Consider the following 20,665-nt stretch of genomic DNA (forward strand, 5'->3'; position numbering starts at 1 on the left):
ACCTCCATGATCCTGCAGCGCTTCCTCCGCCGGCATTACCGTTCGCTCGCGGGCGCGGCGCTGCTGTCCTGCGCCAGCGCCGGCTGCACGGTGGCCTTGCTGTCGCATATCAACCGGCTGGCATCGGAAGGCCTGCACGGAGCGATGGCGCATCCGCTGGCGGCGGGCGTGTGCTGGCTGCTGGCGCTGCTGGCGGCCAATGCCTTGTCGCAGCTGCTGCTGGCGCGGCTGGGCGCCGCGCTGGTGGCGCAGTTGCGCACGGAGCTGGCGCGGCGCTTTATCGATCTCGAGTACGAAAAGCTGGCCGACCAGAAACACACCGTATTCGGCTCGCTGATCGACGACGTCGCCAACATCGCACCGCTCGCCCTGGTGGCGCCGCTGCTGGCCTACAACCTGTTGCTCGCGGTGTTGTATGCGGGCTATCTCGCCACGGTGTCGCCGCCGTTGCTGGGCATGCTCGGCTTGTTCCTCTGCGCGAGCTTCGCCGTTTCGCTGCTGCTGGCGCGGGTGATGCGCGGCAAGCTGGACGAGCTGCGGCGTGCCAACGAGAAGGTGTTCGAGTATTTCCGCTTCATCAGCGACGGCAAGAAGGAGATGACGCTGAACGAGGCGCGCGCCGGGCACTTCACGCGCGAGCTGATGAATCCGGCGATCGGCCGCGCGCGCGGCCTGATGCTGCGCGCGCATGCGGGGCTGGGGCTCAACGAAGCCTGGTCGATGGCGGTGCTGTACGGCTCGATCTTCCTGATCGTGTATCTGGGCTATGCCTCGCTGGGGCTGACGCAGAACACCATCATCCGCTTCGTCATTGGCGCGGTATTTCTCGGCGGTCCGGTGGGTTTTCTGGTGAGTGCGGGGCGGCAGCTGGCCGTCGGCGCGGCCAGCCTGCGGCATCTGGAGCGGGTGGGACTGGATCCGGGCGGAGCGTTCGATGAACCGCCGTCGCGCGCGCCAGCATCGGCCGCGCTGGAGAGCTGGCGCGAGATCCGCCTGGAGAATGTCTGCTATCGGTATCCGGGTCACACCGGCACCCGACCGACGGTCGGTCCGATCGATCTCACGCTGGCTCGCGGCGAGATGGTGTTTATCGTGGGCGGCAACGGCAGCGGCAAGTCCACGCTGCTGCTCCTGCTCAGCTCCCTGATCGCACCGGGCGAGGGCCGCGTCAGCATCGACGGTGCACCGGTCGGGCAGGATCCGCGCGCCTATCGCGAACGCTTTACCGGCGTGTTCGGCGATTTCTTCCTGTTTCCCCACGTGCTGGATGCACAGGGCCATCCATTGTCGGATGCGCGCATCGGGCAACTGCTCGACGTGCTGGACCTGGGCGAACACGTACAGACGCGCGATGGCGAGCTGTCCCGCCTGGCTCTGTCCACCGGCCAGCGCAAGCGCCTGGCCCTGCTGCAGTGCTATGCCGAAGACCGCGATATTTTTTTCTTCGACGAATGGGCCGCCGACCAGGACGTGCATTTCCGCGATTACTTCTACCGCAGCCTGCTGCCGGCCCTGAAGGCGGCCGGCAAGACGGTGATCGCGATCAGCCACGACGACCGCTATTTCCATGTGGCCGACCGGGTGATCGCGCTGGACCTGGGCCAGATCGTCTCCGATACGCGCCCCGCGGCGCCCCGGAGCGCACTGGCCTAGCCGCTTGCGGCGGCCCGGATGCCGCAAGCCGTGTCCCGGCTCACTCGCGCGCACCCCGCACCTGCTGCTAATGTCTGCGCCCGAACCGGGGCCCGCCAGCCGCCCCCGGGGGGAGCAGGGACGCGGTTCAGGCCAGAGGGATGGCTTTCCAGATCGATCCGGCCGGATCGGACGGGGCCCGAGGGGCCCATGCGTTCACCACTCCCGCCCAGGCGACGGCGGCACCGGTATGGGTGCCTCACAGGCGCATTTCACACTTACTAGGGATAGGTCTTCATGCGTCATCTGCTTCTTACCGCGTCGCTGGGCGCCGCCTTGGCCGCCTGCTCGTTCTCCGCCCATGCCGGCAATGCGGACCCGAACAACTTCTTCATCAACGCCAGCGCCGGCATGTCGCACTCCAACGTCGACGGCCTGACCGACAAGAACAGCTGGGGCTACGGCCTGAACTTCGGCTACCGCTGGCAGGACACCTGGGGCATCGAGGCCGGCTACGTCGACCTGGGCAAGCCGGAAGCCAAGGGCTTCTATTACGGCTACCCCTACGACCTGAAGCTGCACGTCAACGGCTTCACGCTCGGCGGCAACGGCCGCTGGCGCCTGTCCGACACCTGGCACGTCACCGCGCGCCTGGGTGCGTTCTTCTCCAAGTCCAAGGTCACCGCCAGCGGCGGCCTGCAGGGCGAGGATTCGGACAACGACGTCAACGTCTATGTCGGCGCCGGCATTGCCTACGACGTCAGCCCGAACTTCAGCCTGGGCCTGAACATCGATCGCTACCAGGCCAAGGCCAAGCGCTTCATCACGGGCACCAACAGCCCGCTCATGGCGTCGGCGACGCTGGAGTGGCGCTTCGGCCAGTAATGGCCTTGGCTGAAGCGCCGCTTCAGCGGATATCCCGAGCCGGGTGAGCGATTCCCCGGCTCTTTTTTTGCAAGGATCGCTGGTGTTTTGCCATCGGATGGTCTGAACTTGCACGCGGTCAATGCAGCGATACCTCGGTCATGTGGATCAATCTTCTGCCGGTCATGCTGCTGCTGTTTATCGTCATCTACCGTGTCTGCGGATGGGGCGGGAACGGCTCATTGGATCTGCTGGAAATGTCATTCGAGAGCCAGCAGGCCATGGTCCACGGCAAGCCGATGCCGGCTTCGGACCTGCTGGTCGTCCATCGCTGGCGCCCCAGCTGCATGACCAGCCGCTGGGGCGATGTCCTGATGATCGATGTGAACTGGCTCTGCCGGAGCCCCGAGGGCCTGTTCGTCCTGGGCATCGCGCAGGGCGGCGATGACGGAACCACGCCCAGCCTTTACCCGCATAAGCTGTTCCCGCGGGATATCCGCTGGGTATGGCGCAGCCTTTCCGAAGACCGGGTCCGGCAGATGCTGACGCCGACGCCGCGGATTTACCGCAAGGTCTTTGGAGTCCCGGCTCCCGGGCGTTGAGGCAGGTCCGGCGCCAAACCGGATATTCTTGGCGGCCTTGTCCAGCGGGAAATACGCCGTGCCGCATTATTCCGGTCCATTGCTGACGCTCCCGGCGGCGGAAGCGCTCAAGCAGGCGCACGCGGCGGGTGCGGGCACCTGGACCGGCTCGCTCGATCTCGGGCGTTCGAACGGCACGGCCTCGCTCCAGCCCGACGGCTGGCTGTGGAAAGACCAGCACTACCCGTACCCCGGCAAGATCAAGGACCGCACCATCTATTACTGGGACGGCGACGAGTTCGCGCCCGTCTCCCGTTTCTCCGCTTCGCTGATCAAGCTGGTGCCCACCGAATGGGGCGCGCCCACGTTCGAGATCGACGGCATCAAGATGCTGCCCACCTCGAAGGAATCCCCGATTGACGATGCGCGCCGCAAGGTGGCGCTGGTGGAGCCGCGCGGCAAGGCGGTGCTGGATACCTGCGGCGGGCTGGGTTATTTCGCGGCCTGCTGCCTGGACGCGGGCATGGGGCGGATCCAGTCGTTCGAAAAGAACCCCGACGTGCTGTGGCTGCGCACACTCAATCCGTGGTCGCCGGATCCGGATGCGCCGGCGGCGGGCGGGCGCCTGCAGCTTGCGCAGGCGGATGTCTCGCAGGCGATCGCCGCGGTGGCCGATGCCTCGGTGGACGCGGTGCTGCACGATCCGCCGCGTTTCGGCATTGCCGGCGAGCTTTATTCGCAGGTTTTCTACGACCAGCTCGCGCGCGTGATCCGCCGCGGCGGGCGGATGTTCCATTACACCGGCAGCCCGAACAAGCTGACCAGCGACCGCGATGTGCCACGCGAAGTGGCGCGCAGATTGGAGAAGGCGGGGTTCAGGGCGGAGTTGGCGCTGGATGGCGTGCTGGCAGTGCGGCGCTGAGGCTGCGGTGCGGATGGCGCGCGGGATGCCTCGCAGGTAAGCGGTGCTAAAGTTCCCCGCCTCACCCGACCCCCGCGGAGCGCACTACGCCATGACCACCCCCTATCCGATCGGCACGCCCGGCACCCCTTGGGGTCCCGCGGAAAAGGCGGCGTGGCTGGCGCGCCAGGTGAAGCACCGCAGCTACGCGGACGAAGTGCAGAGCAAGATCGACGCCCTGCGTGCGCGTTTCGACGTGACCGAATACGGCCGCCTGGACTACGCCAGCGAAAGCTATCCGCTGCTGGCGATCAGGAGCCGCGGCTGGCGCGAGGATCTACCTATCGTGCTGGTCACCGGCGGCGTGCATGGCTACGAAACCAGCGGCGTGCATGGCGCGCTGCAGTTTGTCGACCTGCACGCAGCCGATTACGAGGGGCGCGCCAATCTGCTGATCGCGCCGTGCATCAGCCCCTGGGCTTATGAGCGCATCCATCGCTGGAATCCCGACGCGATCGATCCCAACCGTTCCTTCCGCGAGAACAGCCCGGCAGGCGAATCCGCGGCGCTGATGCGGCTGGTGGCTCCCTATCGCGATCGCGTGCTGATGCATATCGACCTGCACGAAACCACCGACACCGATGAGAGCGAATTCCGCCCCGCGCTGGCGGCGCGCGACGGCAAGCCGTCCGAGCCGGGCGAGATTCCGGATGGTTTCTATCTGGTCGACGACAGCGAGAACCCCCAGCCGGCGTTCCAGCAGGCGGTGATCGAGGCGGTGGCCAAGGTGACGCATATCGCGCCGGCGGATGCCAAGGGCGAGATCATCGGTTCGGAAGTGGTGGCGCCCGGTGTGATCCGCTATCCGCTGCGCAAGCTTGGGCTGTGCGCGGGCGTGACCTCGGCGCATTACACGACCACCACCGAGGTCTACCCGGACAGCCCGCGCGCCACGCCGGAGCAGTGCAATGCGGCGCAGGCGGCGGCGGTGTGTGCGGCGATCGATTACGCGCTGGCTCACGCAGGCGCTTGAGCCGCCTGCATCTCGCGTAGGGCGCCGCGCAGCTCGTGCAAGGCGGGCGCCAGGGTTTCGGGCTCGCGCAGCGAGCGCCGCGCGGCGCCTGCCAGCTGGCGTATCCGCCCGGGCGTGGCGCCCTGATCGATCAGCGCACACGCCGATTGGCGGCAATCGAGCAAGGTGTCGGCCCAGTCCGCCGGGTGCATCGCACGTTGGCGTGCGAGCAGGCGGAAGGCACGGAAGGGTGGCGCTACCTGTTCCACCCGATCGAGCGCCGCATTGAATCGCGCCGCACCGCGGCCTTCCGTCGACGGATCCAATGCTTCACTCAACGCCGCCAGCGCGTCGGCCAGGCGCCGGCGCAATACGTCGGTGGAACGCACCGGCAATACGAACCACGCGGCCGCGATGCCGATCAGCGCACCCAGGATGATTTCCTCCATGCGCTGCCACAGCAGGCCGCCGGGTTCACCGCCGTCGAAGCCTTGCAGCAAGGCCAGTGCCACCGTCACGAACAGCGCCCACCACGCGTAACCGAACGGCCGCAGCCAGACACCCAGGAACAGGGCAGCGAGAATCAGCGCCGCCGTGGCGCGGTGATCGATGCCAAGATGCTGGCCCATGCCCAAAGCGAACACCGTGCCCGCCGCCGCGCCCAGCACGCGCATGCCGCTTTTGTAGACGACGTCCAGCCGCCCGCGATTGCCGCTGTTGACGATAAAGGCGGTCAGTACGATCCAGCCCCAGCGTTCGCGGAAAAAGAAAAAGCCGATCGCGAACGCGGCGGCAAGAGCGACTGCCATCTGGATCGCCATGCGCGTGCTCACCGCCAGCCCGGGCTTGTCCTGCGCAGCAGGCGCCGCGACGGGCGCGTCGTCTTCGTCAGCCGATGGCCGGATACGCAGCCAGCGCACCAGCAGATGAAAGACCGTCACCCAGAACAGCGCCAGCAGCGCCACCACGATCGGCACTAGCCATACCGGCAACACGCCGTTCGCCGCCGGCCGCAGATGCGGCACCGTCAGCAGCACCACGAACGGCAGCGCGATCAGGCTGCCGGCGCGCTGCGCCATCGGGCCGAAGCGGCGCAGCCAGATCGATACGAACATGCCGGCGACGAAGACCGCGGCGCCAACCCACGGGAGGTGGCGCAGCAGCAAGCCGACCCCCAGCGCCACCACACCGATCAGCGGCAATACCACGGCGGCCTCCAGCCGTCCGCGCAGGTCGCGGTCAAGCTGGCTGCGCGACAGCGAAATGCACAGCACCACGGCGAGCGTGGCCGCGCCGGCCCCGGGTGCGATGGCCAGCGCGCACAGCATGGTGGCGAGCGCCGCCAGCAAGGTGGCCGTGGCTTCGGCCAGCGCTCGCCCAAGCGCGGACGGGCTCGGGATGCGGTCGCGTGTTCTTGCGAAAACGGAGCGTGACATGGGCATCGGCGGTTGGGCGGTGCGCCATCCTAATCGCTGTGCCGAAGGACGGCGCATGCCGTTGGGCATCGCCGTCCCTGTCGCCGGTCAAGCCGGCTGGGCTAGCGCATCCAGTTCGGCCATCGTCGCCGCGGACAGCGCAAGCTGCGCGGCCTGCAGGTTTTCATGCAGGTGCTTGACCGACGAGGTGCCCGGAATCAGCAGGATATTCGGCGAGCGATGCAGCAGCCACGCCAGCGCCACCTGCATCGGCGTGGCATTTAGCGCGGCGGCGATGCGCGAAAGCTCGCCCGACTGGATCGGGCTGAAGCCGCCGAGCGGGAAGAACGGCACGTAGGCAATGCCTTCCCGTGCGAGTTCGTCGACCAGCGCGTCGTCCTGGCGATGTACCAGGTTGTAGTGGTTCTGCACGCAGACGATCGGCGCGATGCCGCGCGCTTCCGCCACCTGAGCCGCGGTGACGTTGCTCAGGCCGATATGCCGGATCAGGCCCTGGCGCTGCAGCCCGGCCAGCGTGCTGACCTGTCGCGCGATCGAACCTTCGCTCGGCGCATGGGTAGCGCCGAGGATGCGCATATTGACCACGTCCAGCCTGTCGAGACCGAGGTTGCGCAGGTTGTCGTGCACGGCGCGTTCGAGGTCATCCGGCTCCTGCGCCGGCAGCCACGACGCATCGGCGCCGCGGACCGCGCCGACCTTGGTGACCAGCAGCAGGCGCTCCGGATACGGATACAGGGCCTCGCGGATGATCTGGTTGGTGACGTACGGGCCGTAGAAGTCGCTGGTGTCGATATGGTCGACGCCGGCGGCCACGGCTTCGCGCAGCACGGCGACGGCGGCGGCGCGGTCCTTGGGTGGGCCGAACACGCCGGGGCCGGCGAGCTGCATGGCGCCGTAGCCCATGCGGTTGATGCTGCGGCCGGCGAAGGAATAAGCGAGCGGGGGCATGGCGGTTGCCTCATCAGTGGGTGCGGTGGGCACTATGAGGAAAGCCGGCCTGGCGGATAATCCGGTTCCATGTGCACGGGCTGTGCGAAGGACTGAACAATGGCCGAGATCAACGATCTCATGGCGTTCGTGTCGGTGGTGCGGGCCGGCGGCTTTCGCGACGCCGCGCGTGCGGGCGAGTTCTCGGCCTCCGGTCTGAGCGCGGCGGTGAAGCGCCTGGAAACCAAGCTGGGCGTGCGCCTGCTCCATCGCACCACGCGCAGCGTGGCGCCGACCGAGGCCGGCCAGCGCCTGATCGAGCGGCTGGCGCCGGCGCTCAGCGAAATGGAAGCGGCGCTGGACGTGCTCAACGTCTTCCGCGACAAGCCGAGCGGCACGCTGCGGCTCAACGTGCCGGCGGGCGTCGCGCGCACCGTGCTGCCGCCGCTGGTGGCCGGCTTCATGCGCGAGTATCCCGAGATCCGCGTGGACGTAGTGGTCGAGGACAGTTTCGTCGACGTGCTGTCCGCCGGCTGCGATGCGGGCGTCCGCTATGACGAGCGGCTGGAGCAGGACATGATCGCGGTGCCGCTGGGGCCGCGCGTGGAGCGCTTCGCCACGGCCGCGGCGCCGGCCTATCTGGATGCCCGCGGCAGGCCGAAGCATCCGCGCGACCTGCTCGCCCATGCCTGCCTGCGTGGACGCTTCGCCAGCGGCGCGATGCCGCTATGGGAATTCGAACGCGAGGGCGAAGTGGTGCGCGTCGACCCGTCCGGTCCGCTGGTGGTGAGTCTCGGCGGGGCGATCGACCTGAAGATCCATGCCGCGGTGGCGGGGCTGGGTGTCATCCATCTGTACGAGGAGATGCTGCGGCCATATCTGGAGCGCGGCGCGCTGGAGCCGATCCTCGAAGACTGGTGGCAGGCGTTCTCCGGGCCGTTCCTGTATTACCCCGGGCGGCGCCATCTGCCGGCGCCGCTGCGCGCTTTCGTCGATTACGTGAAGGCCGCGGCCCCGGCGTAGGTTGGGGTGGCCGCAAGCGAACCCCAACGTGGCCACACGCGGCGACGTTTGTTGGGGTTCGCTTCGCGCTCACCCCAACCTACGCCGGGCCTCGGTGTTACAGCTTGAAGTTCATGCTCAAGGTGTACGTGCGGCCGTTCTTGTACGCGTTGTAGGGCTGGCTCGGCGTGCCGTTGTAGACGAAGTACGTTTCGTCCAGCAGGTTGGTGCCATCCAGCTGCAGCCGCACGTGATCGTTGAGCTGGTACGACACCGAGGCATCCAGCTGGCGGAAGCGGCCGGTGATCTGCTGCGATTCCAGCACGCCGATCTGCGTGAAATACGGCGAGCGGCGGCTGAAGGTGACGCGTGCGCTCCACGGACCCTGCTCGTAGTACGGCGTGAGGGTGAAGGAGTTCTTGGAGTTGTACGGCAGCGGGAAGTTGTTGCTGGTGTCGTCGTCCGAGTAGGTGTAGTTCGCCGCCAGGCCGAAGCCGTAGCCGAAGCTGGCCTGATAAGTGAGCGACACGCCCTTGACCTTGGCCACGCCCGCGTTCACCGGCGTCACCATCTGGTACACGGCGTTCTGCTGTGCGGTCAGGTCGTAGTAGGTGCGCGCCACGGTGTCGTACAGCACGTAGTCGCTGATGCGGCGGAAGAAGAACTCGGCCGACAGCAGGCTGTTCTCCGCGAAGTACCACTCGGCGGTGGCGTCGTAGTTGGTGGACTTGTACGGCTTGAGGTCGACGTTGCCGGAGGAGCCCGTGTGGGTGCGGTCGTCCAGCGCCACGTACGGGGTCATGTCCTGGTAGCGCGGGCGGGCCAGGGTCTTGGCGGCGGCGAAGCGCAGGGTCAGGTCGTCGCGCACGTCGTAGGCGATGTTGAACGAGGGCAGCCACTCGTTGTAGCGGTTCTTCTGGTCGACTGGCTCGTACTGGTTGTTGGCGATCACGTTGTAGCCGGTGATGCCGTTGCGCGTGTGGATGTAGCGCGCGCCGACATTGCCGCGCCAATCGGTGCCGCCGAAATCGCCCTGGATATAGAAGGCGCGATTCTGCTCGGTGATCGCATAGGTCGCCTTCGGGTCCATCGGCGCGCCGGTGAACAGCGAATTGACGTAGTTCTTCAGGCCGCCCTTATCGATCTGCACCCAGCGCGCCATATTGCCGGCGGGGCTCAGGCCGTCGAGATAATCGCTGCCGGTCATGCCGCCCTGCAGGTTGGCGAGCGTGACGCCGCTGTTGTCGAGCGTGGGAATGCTGGCGGCGTAGTTGGTCTGGCCGTTGAAGTGGTTGCTGCTCTTGACGCCCAGCTCCACCGTATTGAACGGCCCCAGCGCCACGTCGTGGCTGAAATCGGCCTGGAAATAGCGCTCGCGGTCGTAGCTGGGCGCGCGGCTGAAGCCGGCGCCGTGGGCGAGCATCTGGCTGGCGTCGGTGGGGTCGGTGTTGTAGTTGATCTGCGGATGCTCCCCGGCCAGGTTCCAGTTATAGCCGCCGTAGCCGCGGAACTGCAGGCTGTAGATGCCCTGCGAGCCGCCCGAGGAATTGGTGTAGCCGATCTGGCTGGACGCATTCCAGCCTTCGCCGTGCCAGTCGGCGCGCAGCTGCAGCGCACCGGTGTTGACCTTGGAGAAGCGCTCGTAGCCGTCCAGGTAGGTGGGCGCGCTGGCGCCGTACGAGCCGCCGGTGGCCACGCCGTTGGCGACGTTGACCGAGGTGGCAGCAGGTGCGCTGCCGGACCAGTCGCCGTAGCGGCTCTGGTTGTAGTTGTCGAACTTCTCGGTGACGTACAGGCCGGTGAGGTTCAGCTCGAACGACTGGTTCGGCTTCCACTGGATGCCGGTGGCCACGCCGTCGCGCTTGCGGTGCTGGGTGAACAGCGCGGTGTTGATCGCGGTCGGGTAGGTGAAGCTGCTGCCCGGCGGCACCACGCTGGCCGGGAACTGGTGGTTCGGATCGGTATCGTTCGGGTCGTTGGCGCGCTGGTAGCCGAAGATCTCGGTGCCTTCGCGATGGATGATGCGGTCCGAATGCATCAGCGAGCCGAGCACGCCGAAGGTGCCTTCGTCGTTCTTCCAGCTGTACAGCACCGAGGCGTTCGGCTTGCCCTTGTCGGCGCGGTCGTTGTAGCCGTAGCTGACGGTGCCGGTGAGCGTATTGGCCTTCAGGTCCAGCGGGCGGCGCGTGTTGACGATGACCGTGCCGCCGATGCTGCCTTCGTCGATGCGCGCCTGCGGCGTCTTGTACACCTCGGCGGTGCCGATGATTTCCGAGGTGAGCAGGCTGTAGTTGAACGAGCGGCCGTCCGGATGGTTCGGATCGCTGGTCCAGTTGGTGGAGGCCACGGTCTGGCCGTTGAGCAGCAGGCGGTTCAGTGCCGGATCGGTGCCGAGGATGCTGACCTTGTCGCCCTCGCCGAAGTTGCGGTCCACGCTGATGCCGGGCAGGTGCGACAGCGACTCGGCCACATTGGTATCGGGGAACTTGCCCACGTCCTCGGCGGAGATCGCGTCGATGATCGAATCGGAATTGCGCTTCAGGTCCAGCGACTTCTGCAGGCTGGCGCGGATGCCGCTGACAGTGACGGTCTCCAGCTGCCTGGCCTGGCCCGGCTGGGTTTGCGGCTGGGTTTGCGGCTTGTTCGGGTCGTTGCTCTGGGCGGGAGCCGTGCCCGCGTCCTGCGCCATCGCCGTGCCGGCGCACAGCAGGGCGGACAGGATGCTGACGGCGAGCGTGCTTCTGCGGTAATCCATGGTCGATGCCTCCGATCGGGGGTTTGTGCCGGGTGTCGGGCACCCGTTCGTTTTCGTGGGGCGAACGAAACCGCACGAGCTCCAGGCTCGTGTGCGTCTGTCCGCCGATTGCTCAGTTCCTGCGCCGCGCTTCTTGTGGCCGGTACGTCAGTCCCCCCGACTGTCGATACCGTCCCGCGGCCGCTCCGTCGAACCACTCCCTTTCCACGGAGGCGTGCCGCGCAGTCTTAGGCGTGCCCGATAACGTTGTCAACGAATTTTTGCCACGATCTAAACGACGGTGGTCAACATCTAAGCTATTGAGTGCCTGAGTCTTTATGGCGCATCGCAAAAATTTGGAGCGTCTAATTTGAATCGATTCAAGCAGGGCGCCGATGTGCGCGTTTTGCAGTGCACACATGACTCGTTCTTAAAGCTGTGCCGGGGAGTTTTGTCCGGATGGCTGCGGAAGGCATGACGACGTTGTCGCAGCCGCGCCTTTCACGCGGGTGCGGCCATTGGAGCGCGGGCCAGCAACCAGGCCAGGGAGCTCGCTGGACAACGAGGGAAGTTTGGGGATGGCGCGGCGTCCGAACGCCTGAGCCGCGCTTACCGCGGCGTACGCAGAATCGAATGCCGCAACGCATCCTCTCGCTGCAGTTCATCCAGCTCGCTGGTCTCCACCGTATCCAGCACCGTATGCCCCGGGCGATGCATGCCTGGATGGTCGGCGCTCTCGGCGGGGTCGGGGACGACGTGCGTTTCGGCGGGAGTCTTGTGAGTCATGGGCGCAGCCGCGTGGGCGGATCCGGACGGGAATCCGGATGATGGGGGCGGGGATGGCGGAAGTCACGTAGCCCGGCCGGCGAAGACGCCACTAGAGTCCGGCGGACGCGTGGCTCGCCCGCGCATCCTAAGGGGAACCACCATGGCAAGGACCACGCTCGCCGCCTGCATCGCCGCAGCCGCCCTCTGGGCCGCCGGCGCGCAGGCCGCGCAGACCGCCCAGGAGCGCCTCGACGAGGCGGCCCGCAAGGAGGGCAAGGCCTTTATCGAGGCCGGCAATGCCGAAGGCCTGTCCATCGCGGTGGTGAAGGACGGCAAGGCCTCGTTCTACGACTTCGGCACCGTCGAGCGCGGCAAGGCACGCGCACCCACCGCCGACACCGTCTACGAGATCGGCTCCATCACCAAGACCTTCGGCAGCCTGCTGCTGGCGCAGGCCGTGCTGGAACACAAGGCGCAGCTGGGCGACGACATGCGCCGCTACCTGCCGCCCGGCGACTATCCCGGCCTGGCCTACGAAGGGCGGCCGGTAACCTTGCAGCAGCTGGTGTCGACTACTTCGGCGCTGCCGGACAACCTGCCGGAGTCGCTGGCGCTAGCGGCCAGGCAGGCCAAGCCGGGCGAGGCTCCGTTCGTGCTCGTGGCAGGACTCAATCGCTACACACCGCCGCAGTTCCTCGCCGATCTGCACGGCGCGAAGCTGCAGCGCGAACCCGGCAAGACGCCGGCGCATTCGAACGTCGCGGCGCAAGTGGTGGGCCTGATCGATGCGAAGCTGCTCGGCAAGCCGTTCGAAACCCTGCTCGCCGAGCGCATCGAGCGCCCGCTCGGCATGGCCAGCGGCACCGACAAGGCGCGCGCCGCGCAGATGGCCGTGGGCTACACCAATGAAGGCCGCGTGGCGCCGGTATGGGATGCGCCGGTGACGCGTGCCGCCGGCGGCCTGCGCTACAGCTCGCGCGACATGGCGAAGTACGTGGCGCGGCAGCTCGACGAAAGCGATCCGGCGGTGAAGCTCACGCACCAGCCGCAATGGGGCGACCCGGGCGAGTTCGCGATCGGCTTCAACTGGATCATCGACACCACGATCGAAGGCCAGCGCCATTTCGTGCATTCCGGCGGCACCTTCGGCTTCGCCAGCTTCATGGAGGTCTATCCCGGCACCGGCTACGGCGTGGTGCTGCTGGCCAACCGCAGCGCCAACAACACGCAGGGCCAGCTGCAGATGGCGGCCAACCATATCCGCGACCAGGTGTTCGGCAAGCCGGCCGCGGAGGCGGCGCTGGAGAAGGCGTTCGCGGAGCACGGCTATGGCGATGTCGCCGGTACGGTGGCCGAGGTGGCGCGCACCTATCCAGGCCTGCACCTGAGCGAGAACTACCTCAACGGCTGGGGCTACCGGCTGCTGCAACAGGAAAAACGGCCCAAGGATGCGGTGCAGGTGTTCGCCTACAACGTGGCGCAGCATCCGCAGAGCTTCAATCCCTACGACAGCCTGGCCGAATGCCAGGAGGCATTGGGCGAGCGCGAACACGCCATCGCCAATTACCGGTTGTCACTGGAGCGCAACCCGGACAACGAGCATGCCAAGACGCGGTTGGCGGAACTGGCGCCGGCGAAGCCATGATGGCGTTGGCAGGGAGCGGCGCTTGTGTTTCGATGGCCGCCGCTCTTCGCTGCCGCTCTCGCCAGGGATTCTCATGATGTTTCGTTCGGCCGCCATGATGGCGGCACTCGTTCTGCTCGCGGCCTGCTCGAATGGCGCCGCGCCTTCTGCTTCGACCCATACAGCCGCACCGGCGCCCGCAGCCACGGCGCCGCCTGTTGCCGCCGCACCCGCCACGCCGCCGGCATATGCGCTGGAAGGCACCGAGGTGCGCGACCTGCCGTCGAAGATCCTTGGGCGCGATTACCAGCTCGACGTCTACCTGCCTGATGGCTACGCCGAGCATCCGGAGCGCAACTATCCGGTGGTCTTCGTCACCGACGCGCCGTATGCCTTCCCGTTGATCCGCAGCATCGCCCGGCGCGTCGGCGACCACGGCAACGGCCTGCGCGACTTCATCCTCATCGGCCTTTCCTACGCCAAGGGCGACACGCCGAAGTACAGCCGCAACCGCGACTACACGCCCACGGCGAAGGGCCCGTCCAGCGCCGAGTCCGACATGCCCGGCCGCGCGCCGCTGTACGGCGAGGCGGAAAACTACCGGCGCTTTATCGCCGAAGAAGTGTTTCCCTTCGTCGCCAGCCATTACCGCGCCGACATGCACGACAAGATCTATGCCGGCCATTCCTATGGCGGCCTGCTCGGCGTGCACATGCTGCTGACCGAGCCGGGCATGTTCGAGCACTACATCCTGGGCAGTCCGTCGCTGCAGTTCGACGGCAAGGTGATGTTCGAGCGCGAACGCGCCTATGCGGCCAGCCATAAAGACCTGCCGGCGGATGTGTTCATGGCCCTGGGCGGCTTCGAAACCGTCGATCCGGGCTCGCCCGACAAGCGCTATCACAACGCCGTGGACATGGTGCGCAATGCGCAGGCCTTCGAGCGCGTGCTGAAGTCGCGGCATTACCCCGGCCTGCATATCCGCTCGGTGGTGATCGGCGACGAAGACCACCTCACCGTCTTCCCCACGCTGATCACCCACGGCCTGCAGGCCATGCTGACGCCGCCGCAGGAACCCGCCGCGACCCGGTAACTCCCGCCGCGCCTCCGTTTGCGGCACGATACGGCGCGCGCCCTGGGGACAGGGAGGGCGCTGATCCGGCGACCAGCCACCACAGGGGGACAATATGAGCAATCCGTACGAGGCGCCCAAGGCGCCGTTAGGCGACACGCTGCGCAACGATCCGGGCATCGAGCAGGTCGCCAGCGGCCAGAAGCTGGTGATCTACGCGATCCTGGTCTACCTGGCGATCATCCTGGTGCGCGGCGCCGGGGAAACCATCGCCGGCCTGCTGGCCATCGCTTCGCTGGTGCTGTCGCTGATGGGCATCCTGCGCATCAGCAGCGGGCTGGGTTATGGCACGGGAACGAAGGTGATCCTGGTGATCCTGATGTTCGTACCGCTGGTGGGATTGATTACGTTGCTGGTGCTTAATGCCAAGGCCACGAATCGGTTGCGGGAGGCGGGGTATAAGGTGGGGTTGTTGGGGGCTAGTCGTTGAGAAAAGGGGAGATTTTTTTGGAGTTGCTGTTGTTTTAGGACTGCCCCTAGAGGTGGAAAATCATGGATGAGGGTTTGATCACGTTCGACGGCGGGCCGTCGTGGAAGATTTCGATATAGGGCCGGGGTTGCGGTGCAGCCTCGGTTTTTTTTGTGGGTAAAAGTTTTGCTTGCTCGAAGGAACTGGGTATGAGGCGTTGGCTGCTCGCGGTGTTCTGTTGCGTATTCGGATTGATGTCGGTTGCTAACGCGCAGAACTGGAATACGTGGAAGTTGGGTACGCAGGCCAGCAGCTATAACCAGCTGATGTGGTCTGAGGCTGATGCCCGTGCGTTCTGGCAGCCGTATCTGGCGTCGGGTTGGCCGTATGGCGTTCCGACCTGCGTGCCTATCGGGTGGAGGGAACTACCTGAAAATGCGACGCATGGTGTTCATCAGTACACGCGCTACATGATCGGCGAAACAAGTTGTGCCGATTCTTCCGGTCATGCCAGCCTCTATACGGTGGCTACGTATGAGGTCTATACCTGCGACAACAACTCCGTCTGGTCTTACTACAAGCCGTCAGGCGAATGGTTCTGTCGAGAAGGTTATTACCTCACTTTGGCAGGTAGTGAAGCCGATAAAGGGCAGTGCCAATGCGAGCAGGGGCGGGCGGCGACGAAATATCCCATTGAGATGGGCTCCGGGAACATGTCGGAGTCGGCCGTTGACTTCGTGGACGGCGACGGCGGGTTGACCTACACCCGCTACTACAACAGCAATCCACTGGCTCCCGATCTTGGCAGATATGGCTGGCAGAACGAGTATGCGTCCAGACACATTTACCCTTTAAACAGAAGTCTGAAGTCGTCTCTGCCTAAGGCGACGTTCCGCGCTTCATCGACTTCTTCGGTCTATGGCTCGGCCGAAGAGGCCTGCGTCCAAGGCGTGAGCGATATCGTCCAAGGCATTGGCGGAAGTGCACCCAACCCCAACTTTGCGGGGGTTACCGCGACATACGCAGGGAGTGGCAAGTGTCAGCTCTCCAATGGAGCGGTGGTTTCGGTGCTCAACACCCTTGGCGCTCTGGCGTACTCGAAGCCCATGGGGGACGCGGCGATTGCTTTCTCCGTCTTCCGTCCCGATGGCCGCTATTACCACTTCGTCTGCTACAACGGTACCTGCTCATCAACTGGCCAGAGCGCCATTTCCCTCGCGGCGACTAGCGCCGGATTCACGCTGACCGCCGAAAATGGCGATGTCGAAAGTTACGACGTGAACGGCAATCTGCTGCAGATCGTCCGGCGTGACGGCTACACAAGAACGGTTGCGACGACGTTTGGACCCAAGTCGGATATGGGCCAGGTCAGCTCCGTGACCGACAGCTACGGGCGAGTGCTGAGCTTCAGCTACTCCACCGCCGGGCTGCTCGATCAGCTCACCTTGCCCGATCAGACGACTGTGCATTACGCGTACGACAGCATCGGCCGCCTGTCTTCCGTGACCTATGCGGATGGAAAGTCGGTCGGCTACAAGTATGAGGCCACGGGTTTCCCTCAAGCTTTGACTGCCTGGGTGGATGAAGCCAACTCCACCTACGCCACCTGGACCTACGACAGCACCACCGGCATGGCGACCGGCAGTGCGCTCAATGGCAATGTGGACACGAGCACCCTGAGTTACAGCGGCGACGTAACCACGGTAACCGACAATCTCGGCGCCCAGCGCAATTATAACTACCAGAGTATTGCCGGTGGCCGGCGGTTGATGTCGGTCAGCGGGCCCGCATGCAAGGAATGCATGGGGCAAAGCATGACCTATGACGCCAATGGCTTTCTGAAGACGGCCAAGGATTGGAATGATGTCACCACCAGCTACGTTTTCAACGCACAAGGCCTGCTCCAGCAGCGCGTTGAGGGCGTAGGGACGGCGACGCAGCGTACGGCCAGCATCGGATGGAATGCGGCCCTTCGCGTACCTCTGGCGCGGACACTCAGCGACGCCGGCGGCACTGTCGTATCCAGCACCAGCTGGGTTTACAACGCGGCCGGATGGGCGCTAGCGCGCTGTGACATCGATGCTTCAACGGCCGCCAGCTACACCTGCGCTGTCACCGGGGCTGTCCCTGCTGGCGTGCGTCGCTGGACCTATACGTACTGCGATGCCGTGGATGGCACGCAATGCCCCCGCATCGGTCTGCTTCTCAGCATCACCGGGCCGCGCACCGATCTCACGAGCACGGCGCACTACAGCTACTACCTGAGCACCGACGAATCAGGTTGCGGTACGGCCGGCGGTGCTTGTCACCGGGCGGGCGATCTTTATCAGGTCACCAATGCCATTGGGCAAGTCACCACCATGGTGGCCTATGACAAGAACGGCCGCGTCGTCCGTCAGCGCGACGCCAATGGCGTCCTGACCGATTCGACCTATACGCCGCGCGGCTGGCTGTCGACCCGCACCGTCCGCGCGAACGCGGACGGCAGTACCTCGCCGAACGACGCGGTCACGCAGATCGGCTACACGCCTTACGGTGCCGTCGCCTCGATCAAGGACCCGGACGGCGTGCAGGTGACCTACACCTATGACGCCGCCCATCGCCTCACCGATATCACGGACGCCTTGGGCAACCGCATCCACTACACGCTGGACGCCGCCGGCAACAAGATCAAGGAAGAAACCTTCGACGCCAGCAACACCCTGCGCCGCTCGCTGGCCCGCAGCTACAACACGCTGGGGCAGCTGACCGGCATCAAGGATGGCCTCAATCGCACGGTCTTCGACGCCAGCTTCAGCGACAGCTACGACGGCAATGGCAACCTCGTACGCAGTGCCGATGCGCTGGGCATCCAGCGCAAGCAAGGCTACGACGCGCTGAACCGCCTGGTCAGCACGATCGACAACTACAACGGCACCGACACCGCCACGCAGAACACCCAGAGTGTCTTCGCCTATGGTCCGCGCGACGAGCTGCAGGGCGTGAGCGATCCGGATAGTTTGAATACGACGTACGACTACGACGGGCTGGGCAATGCCACCGGTCTGCACAGCCCGGACACCGGTACGTCCACCTACGTTTACGACGCCGCGGGTAGTCGCATTCAGACCACGGATGCGAGGGGCGTGGTCAGCCATAGCACCTACGATGCGTTGAACCGCATTACCGGGACCACCTATCCGACCAGCTCCGCCAACGTCAGCTATCACTATGACGAAGCCAATAGCGTTACCGGTTGCACGGGCTCCTATCCAGCCGGCCGCCTGACTAGCATGGTGGAGACAGCGGTCACCACGGTCTACTGCTACGACCTCCGTGGCAATGTGGTGCAGAAGCGCCAGACCCAAGGCACCAACGTCGATTCGGTCAGCTACACCTATACCCTGGCGGACCGCCTCGCTAGCACTCGCACGCCGGATGGAACCTTTATCCAGTACGGCCGCGACAGCTTAGGGCGCATCAATGTGGTCACCGCGCAGCTGCCGGGTGCGGGCAGCGCCGGCAACGTGGTAACCAATGTCAGCTACCTGCCGTTCGGTCCGATTGCCAGCTACACATTGGGTAATAGCCAGACGATCACGCGTAGCTACGATGCTAACTACGCGGTGACGGATGTCGTCAGTCCGGCGTTGAATTTGCACTTCGCCCGCGACGCAATGGGCAACATCACGGCACTGGGCAATGCGCCGGGTGCCAATCCGGCGATTGAGACCTATAGCTACGATCCACTGTATCGCCTGACCGGCCTCAAGGATGCACAGGGTCAAGCGATTGAGGCCTATACGTACAACAAGACGGGTGATCGCCTCAGCAAGTCAGCCAGCGGGCTGGCGACCGGTACCTACGGCTATCAGGCCGGTACGCATTGGCTGGCGAGCATAAATAGTAGCGTCCGGACGTATGACGCCAACGGCAACACCACGGGTAATGGGACGGGTGGTGACACGTTTGGCTACGGCTACAACGATCGCAATCGCATGACGGTGGTGCAGCGCAATGGGCAGACCGTGGCGAATTACACCTATAACGCGATGGGTCAACGTGTCGCCAAGGCCGCTGCCGTCAATCAGCGCTTCGCCTACGATGAAGGCAGCCAGCTCCTCGGCGAGTACGGTTTGACAAACCGTAACTACGTCTGGCTCGACAACTTACCCGTGGCGGTAGTGGATACGAGTGGCGCCTCTGGCACGGTGCATTACGTTCATGCGGATGCGCTAGGTACACCGCGTGCGGTCACTGACGGCACGGGGTCTGCGATGTGGCAGTGGGGTTATCAGGGGAATCCGTTTGGTGAGGCAACGACCACGGCCAGCGGTGCGTCTCTCAACTTGCGTTTCCCTGGGCAATACTTCGACGCCGAGTCAGGGTTGTATCAAAACTTGAATCGCGATTTCGATCCCACTATTGGGCGCTATATGAGGAGCGATCCGTTGAGACTAGGTGGCGGTCTGAACACCTATGCCTACGTTCATAGCAGGCCGTATGGAAGCATCGACCCTCTTGGGCTCGCCAATCTCTATATTTGGAAAGGCTACGACGGTGACTGGGGCCACGCTGCGTTGATGCTTGATGACAATACCTACATAAGCTGGTGGCCACAGCCCACTGATCGTGAGTACCCGCTTGGCTCTTGGTTGGATAGCTACTTTGAGGTAGACGCGATCGCTGGTAACACATTTGATCATGACAATAGCTCAAGGGAAGGCGAGGGCCGTCGCCCGACCACCACTATTCATCTAGATAACCTTGATGAGGATGCCATCAGGGATTGGTGGGCTAAGTTCTCGAAGAGCCACAAATACAATTCGGTCTCCCAAAATTGTTCTACAACCGTTATGGATGCATTGCGGGCGGGTGGATCTGGAAAACATCTTATCGGGTATCCGAGTCCTTTAATCTGGGATCCGGAAGATGTGCTCGAGTATGGGCGCGCGCTACATGAGGTGGGTCAAGGTAGTCGCGATTTCACCGCTCCGAGTCAAATGTGGCCCTAATCATTGCAAAAATGAATGGACTAAATTTCGCCAATGCCGGAGAGAGTTATGCCGCGATTTATGATTTCTCACCTACTGCGCGTTCTCGGCGGAGGGGTATTTGCTCTTTCTTGCGCGTCATGTGGCCAGCAACACTCATCGAGTGGATCTACGCCAGTTGATACGGCTGCATCAATGGCCTGCGTAGAGATGAGTGCGGACTCCAAAGCGCAATTAGTGGCAAACATCGCGAAAGTCAATCTTGGTGATTCCAAGGCCTTGGTGGAATCGATCTTGGGCGTGCCCGATATAAGAGAAGATTTGACAAATAAACAGGCCACTCATGTCTACGGTGCGACGTCGTACTACGTGGTGAAATCCTGTGCTGGCAAGGGCAGGGTGAAATATGGTGACACCTTCGTCCGACTTTACTATCACGCAAGCGGGGATCTGTTTGCTATAGAGGCGATCGGGGTAGATGGCATTGAGCATCGAACAACCCTTCCCCCGCCATCAAAGGGGGAATGACTAGAGTGAATAATGGCCGGGAGTAGTTACGAATAAGGGGCCGGTGGCTGAGGTATCCCCACGTTTCCACCAGCCAGATCAGTAAGTTGGCGCGACAGATATAGATCGAAGTGCGCGCATGGCGCAGTCTTCAAGGCGACCA

15 protein-coding genes are annotated in these 20,665 nt (G+C 64.5%); 11 read left to right on the forward strand and 4 right to left on the reverse strand.

The window, feature by feature from the left end:
- Positions 1-6: 6 nt before the first annotated feature.
- The 5 genes from FHW84_RS06875 (at position 7) to FHW84_RS06895 (ending at position 5,011) form a co-directional block, all read left to right on the forward strand.
- On the forward strand, positions 7-1,653 hold the full coding sequence (locus tag FHW84_RS06875) for an ATP-binding cassette domain-containing protein (RefSeq protein WP_167253702.1): 1,647 nt from the start codon (positions 7-9) through the stop codon (positions 1,651-1,653).
- Positions 1,654-1,929: 276 nt separating this feature from the next.
- Complete coding sequence (locus tag FHW84_RS06880; protein ID WP_167253704.1) at positions 1,930-2,517, forward strand: porin family protein; 588 nt, start codon at positions 1,930-1,932, stop codon at positions 2,515-2,517.
- A gap of 140 nt (positions 2,518-2,657) precedes the next feature.
- Positions 2,658-3,098: a hypothetical protein gene (locus FHW84_RS06885; protein ID WP_167253710.1), complete on the forward strand. Its 441-nt coding sequence runs from the start codon at positions 2,658-2,660 to the stop codon at positions 3,096-3,098.
- A gap of 58 nt (positions 3,099-3,156) precedes the next feature.
- Positions 3,157-3,999, forward strand: a complete 843-nt coding sequence (locus tag FHW84_RS06890) for an SAM-dependent methyltransferase (protein ID WP_167253712.1) — start codon at positions 3,157-3,159, stop codon at positions 3,997-3,999.
- Positions 4,000-4,090: 91 nt separating this feature from the next.
- Entirely contained in the window at positions 4,091-5,011 is a 921-nt protein-coding gene (locus tag FHW84_RS06895) for a M14 family metallocarboxypeptidase (protein WP_167253714.1), read from the forward strand.
- On the opposite strand, the gene FHW84_RS06900 is transcribed toward FHW84_RS06895, so the two are convergent.
- Both FHW84_RS06900 and FHW84_RS06905 read right to left on the reverse strand, forming a co-directional pair.
- Positions 4,996-6,426 carry an FUSC family protein gene (locus FHW84_RS06900; RefSeq protein ID WP_167253716.1) on the reverse strand — a complete coding sequence of 477 codons (1,431 nt, stop codon included), beginning with the start codon at positions 6,424-6,426 and terminating at the stop codon, positions 4,996-4,998. The two genes, FHW84_RS06895 and FHW84_RS06900, sit on opposite strands and share 16 nt — an antisense overlap.
- Before the next feature lie 87 nt (positions 6,427-6,513).
- Positions 6,514-7,374, reverse strand: a complete 861-nt coding sequence (locus tag FHW84_RS06905) for an aldo/keto reductase family oxidoreductase (protein WP_167253718.1) — start codon at positions 7,372-7,374, stop codon at positions 6,514-6,516.
- Positions 7,375-7,473: 99 nt separating this feature from the next.
- Here FHW84_RS06905 and FHW84_RS06910 point away from each other — a divergent pair, with 99 nt between their 5' ends.
- Positions 7,474-8,376, forward strand: a complete 903-nt coding sequence (locus tag FHW84_RS06910) for a LysR family transcriptional regulator (RefSeq protein WP_167253720.1) — start codon at positions 7,474-7,476, stop codon at positions 8,374-8,376.
- Between the two features lie 97 nt (positions 8,377-8,473).
- Here the strand turns inward: FHW84_RS06910 and FHW84_RS06915 are convergent, their stop codons facing one another.
- Both FHW84_RS06915 and FHW84_RS06920 read right to left on the reverse strand, forming a co-directional pair.
- The gene (locus FHW84_RS06915; protein ID WP_167253722.1) at positions 8,474-11,110 is read right to left on the reverse strand and encodes a TonB-dependent receptor; all 2,637 of its coding nucleotides are present in this window, start codon (positions 11,108-11,110) and stop codon (positions 8,474-8,476) included.
- Between the two features lie 588 nt (positions 11,111-11,698).
- Positions 11,699-11,875, reverse strand: coding sequence for a hypothetical protein (locus tag FHW84_RS06920; protein ID WP_167253724.1), 177 nt, complete (start codon positions 11,873-11,875; stop codon positions 11,699-11,701).
- A 142-nt stretch (positions 11,876-12,017) separates the two neighbouring features.
- Between FHW84_RS06920 and FHW84_RS06925 the strand changes: the two genes are divergently transcribed.
- The 5 genes from FHW84_RS06925 to FHW84_RS06945 all read left to right on the forward strand — a co-directional run bounded on the left by FHW84_RS06925 (position 12,018) and on the right by FHW84_RS06945 (position 20,523).
- Positions 12,018-13,502 (forward strand): serine hydrolase domain-containing protein, encoded by a 1,485-nt coding sequence (locus tag FHW84_RS06925; protein ID WP_167253726.1) that lies wholly within the window; start codon positions 12,018-12,020, stop codon positions 13,500-13,502.
- 73 nt (positions 13,503-13,575) lie between these two features.
- On the forward strand, positions 13,576-14,574 hold the full coding sequence (locus FHW84_RS06930; RefSeq protein WP_208399649.1) for an alpha/beta hydrolase-fold protein: 999 nt from the start codon (positions 13,576-13,578) through the stop codon (positions 14,572-14,574).
- Between the two features lie 94 nt (positions 14,575-14,668).
- Positions 14,669-15,043, forward strand: a complete 375-nt coding sequence (locus FHW84_RS06935; protein WP_167253728.1) for a hypothetical protein — start codon at positions 14,669-14,671, stop codon at positions 15,041-15,043.
- 188 nt (positions 15,044-15,231) lie between these two features.
- A complete protein-coding gene (locus FHW84_RS06940; protein WP_167253730.1) occupies positions 15,232-20,016 on the forward strand; it encodes an RHS repeat protein in 4,785 nt (1,594 codons plus the stop codon).
- 48 nt (positions 20,017-20,064) lie between these two features.
- Positions 20,065-20,523, forward strand: coding sequence for a hypothetical protein (locus FHW84_RS06945; protein ID WP_167253732.1), 459 nt, complete (start codon positions 20,065-20,067; stop codon positions 20,521-20,523).
- The last annotated feature ends 142 nt before the right edge of the window (positions 20,524-20,665 follow it).

The organism is Dyella sp. SG562 (assembly GCF_011759495.1).
Lineage (GTDB): Bacteria > Pseudomonadota > Gammaproteobacteria > Xanthomonadales > Rhodanobacteraceae > Dyella_D > Dyella_D marensis.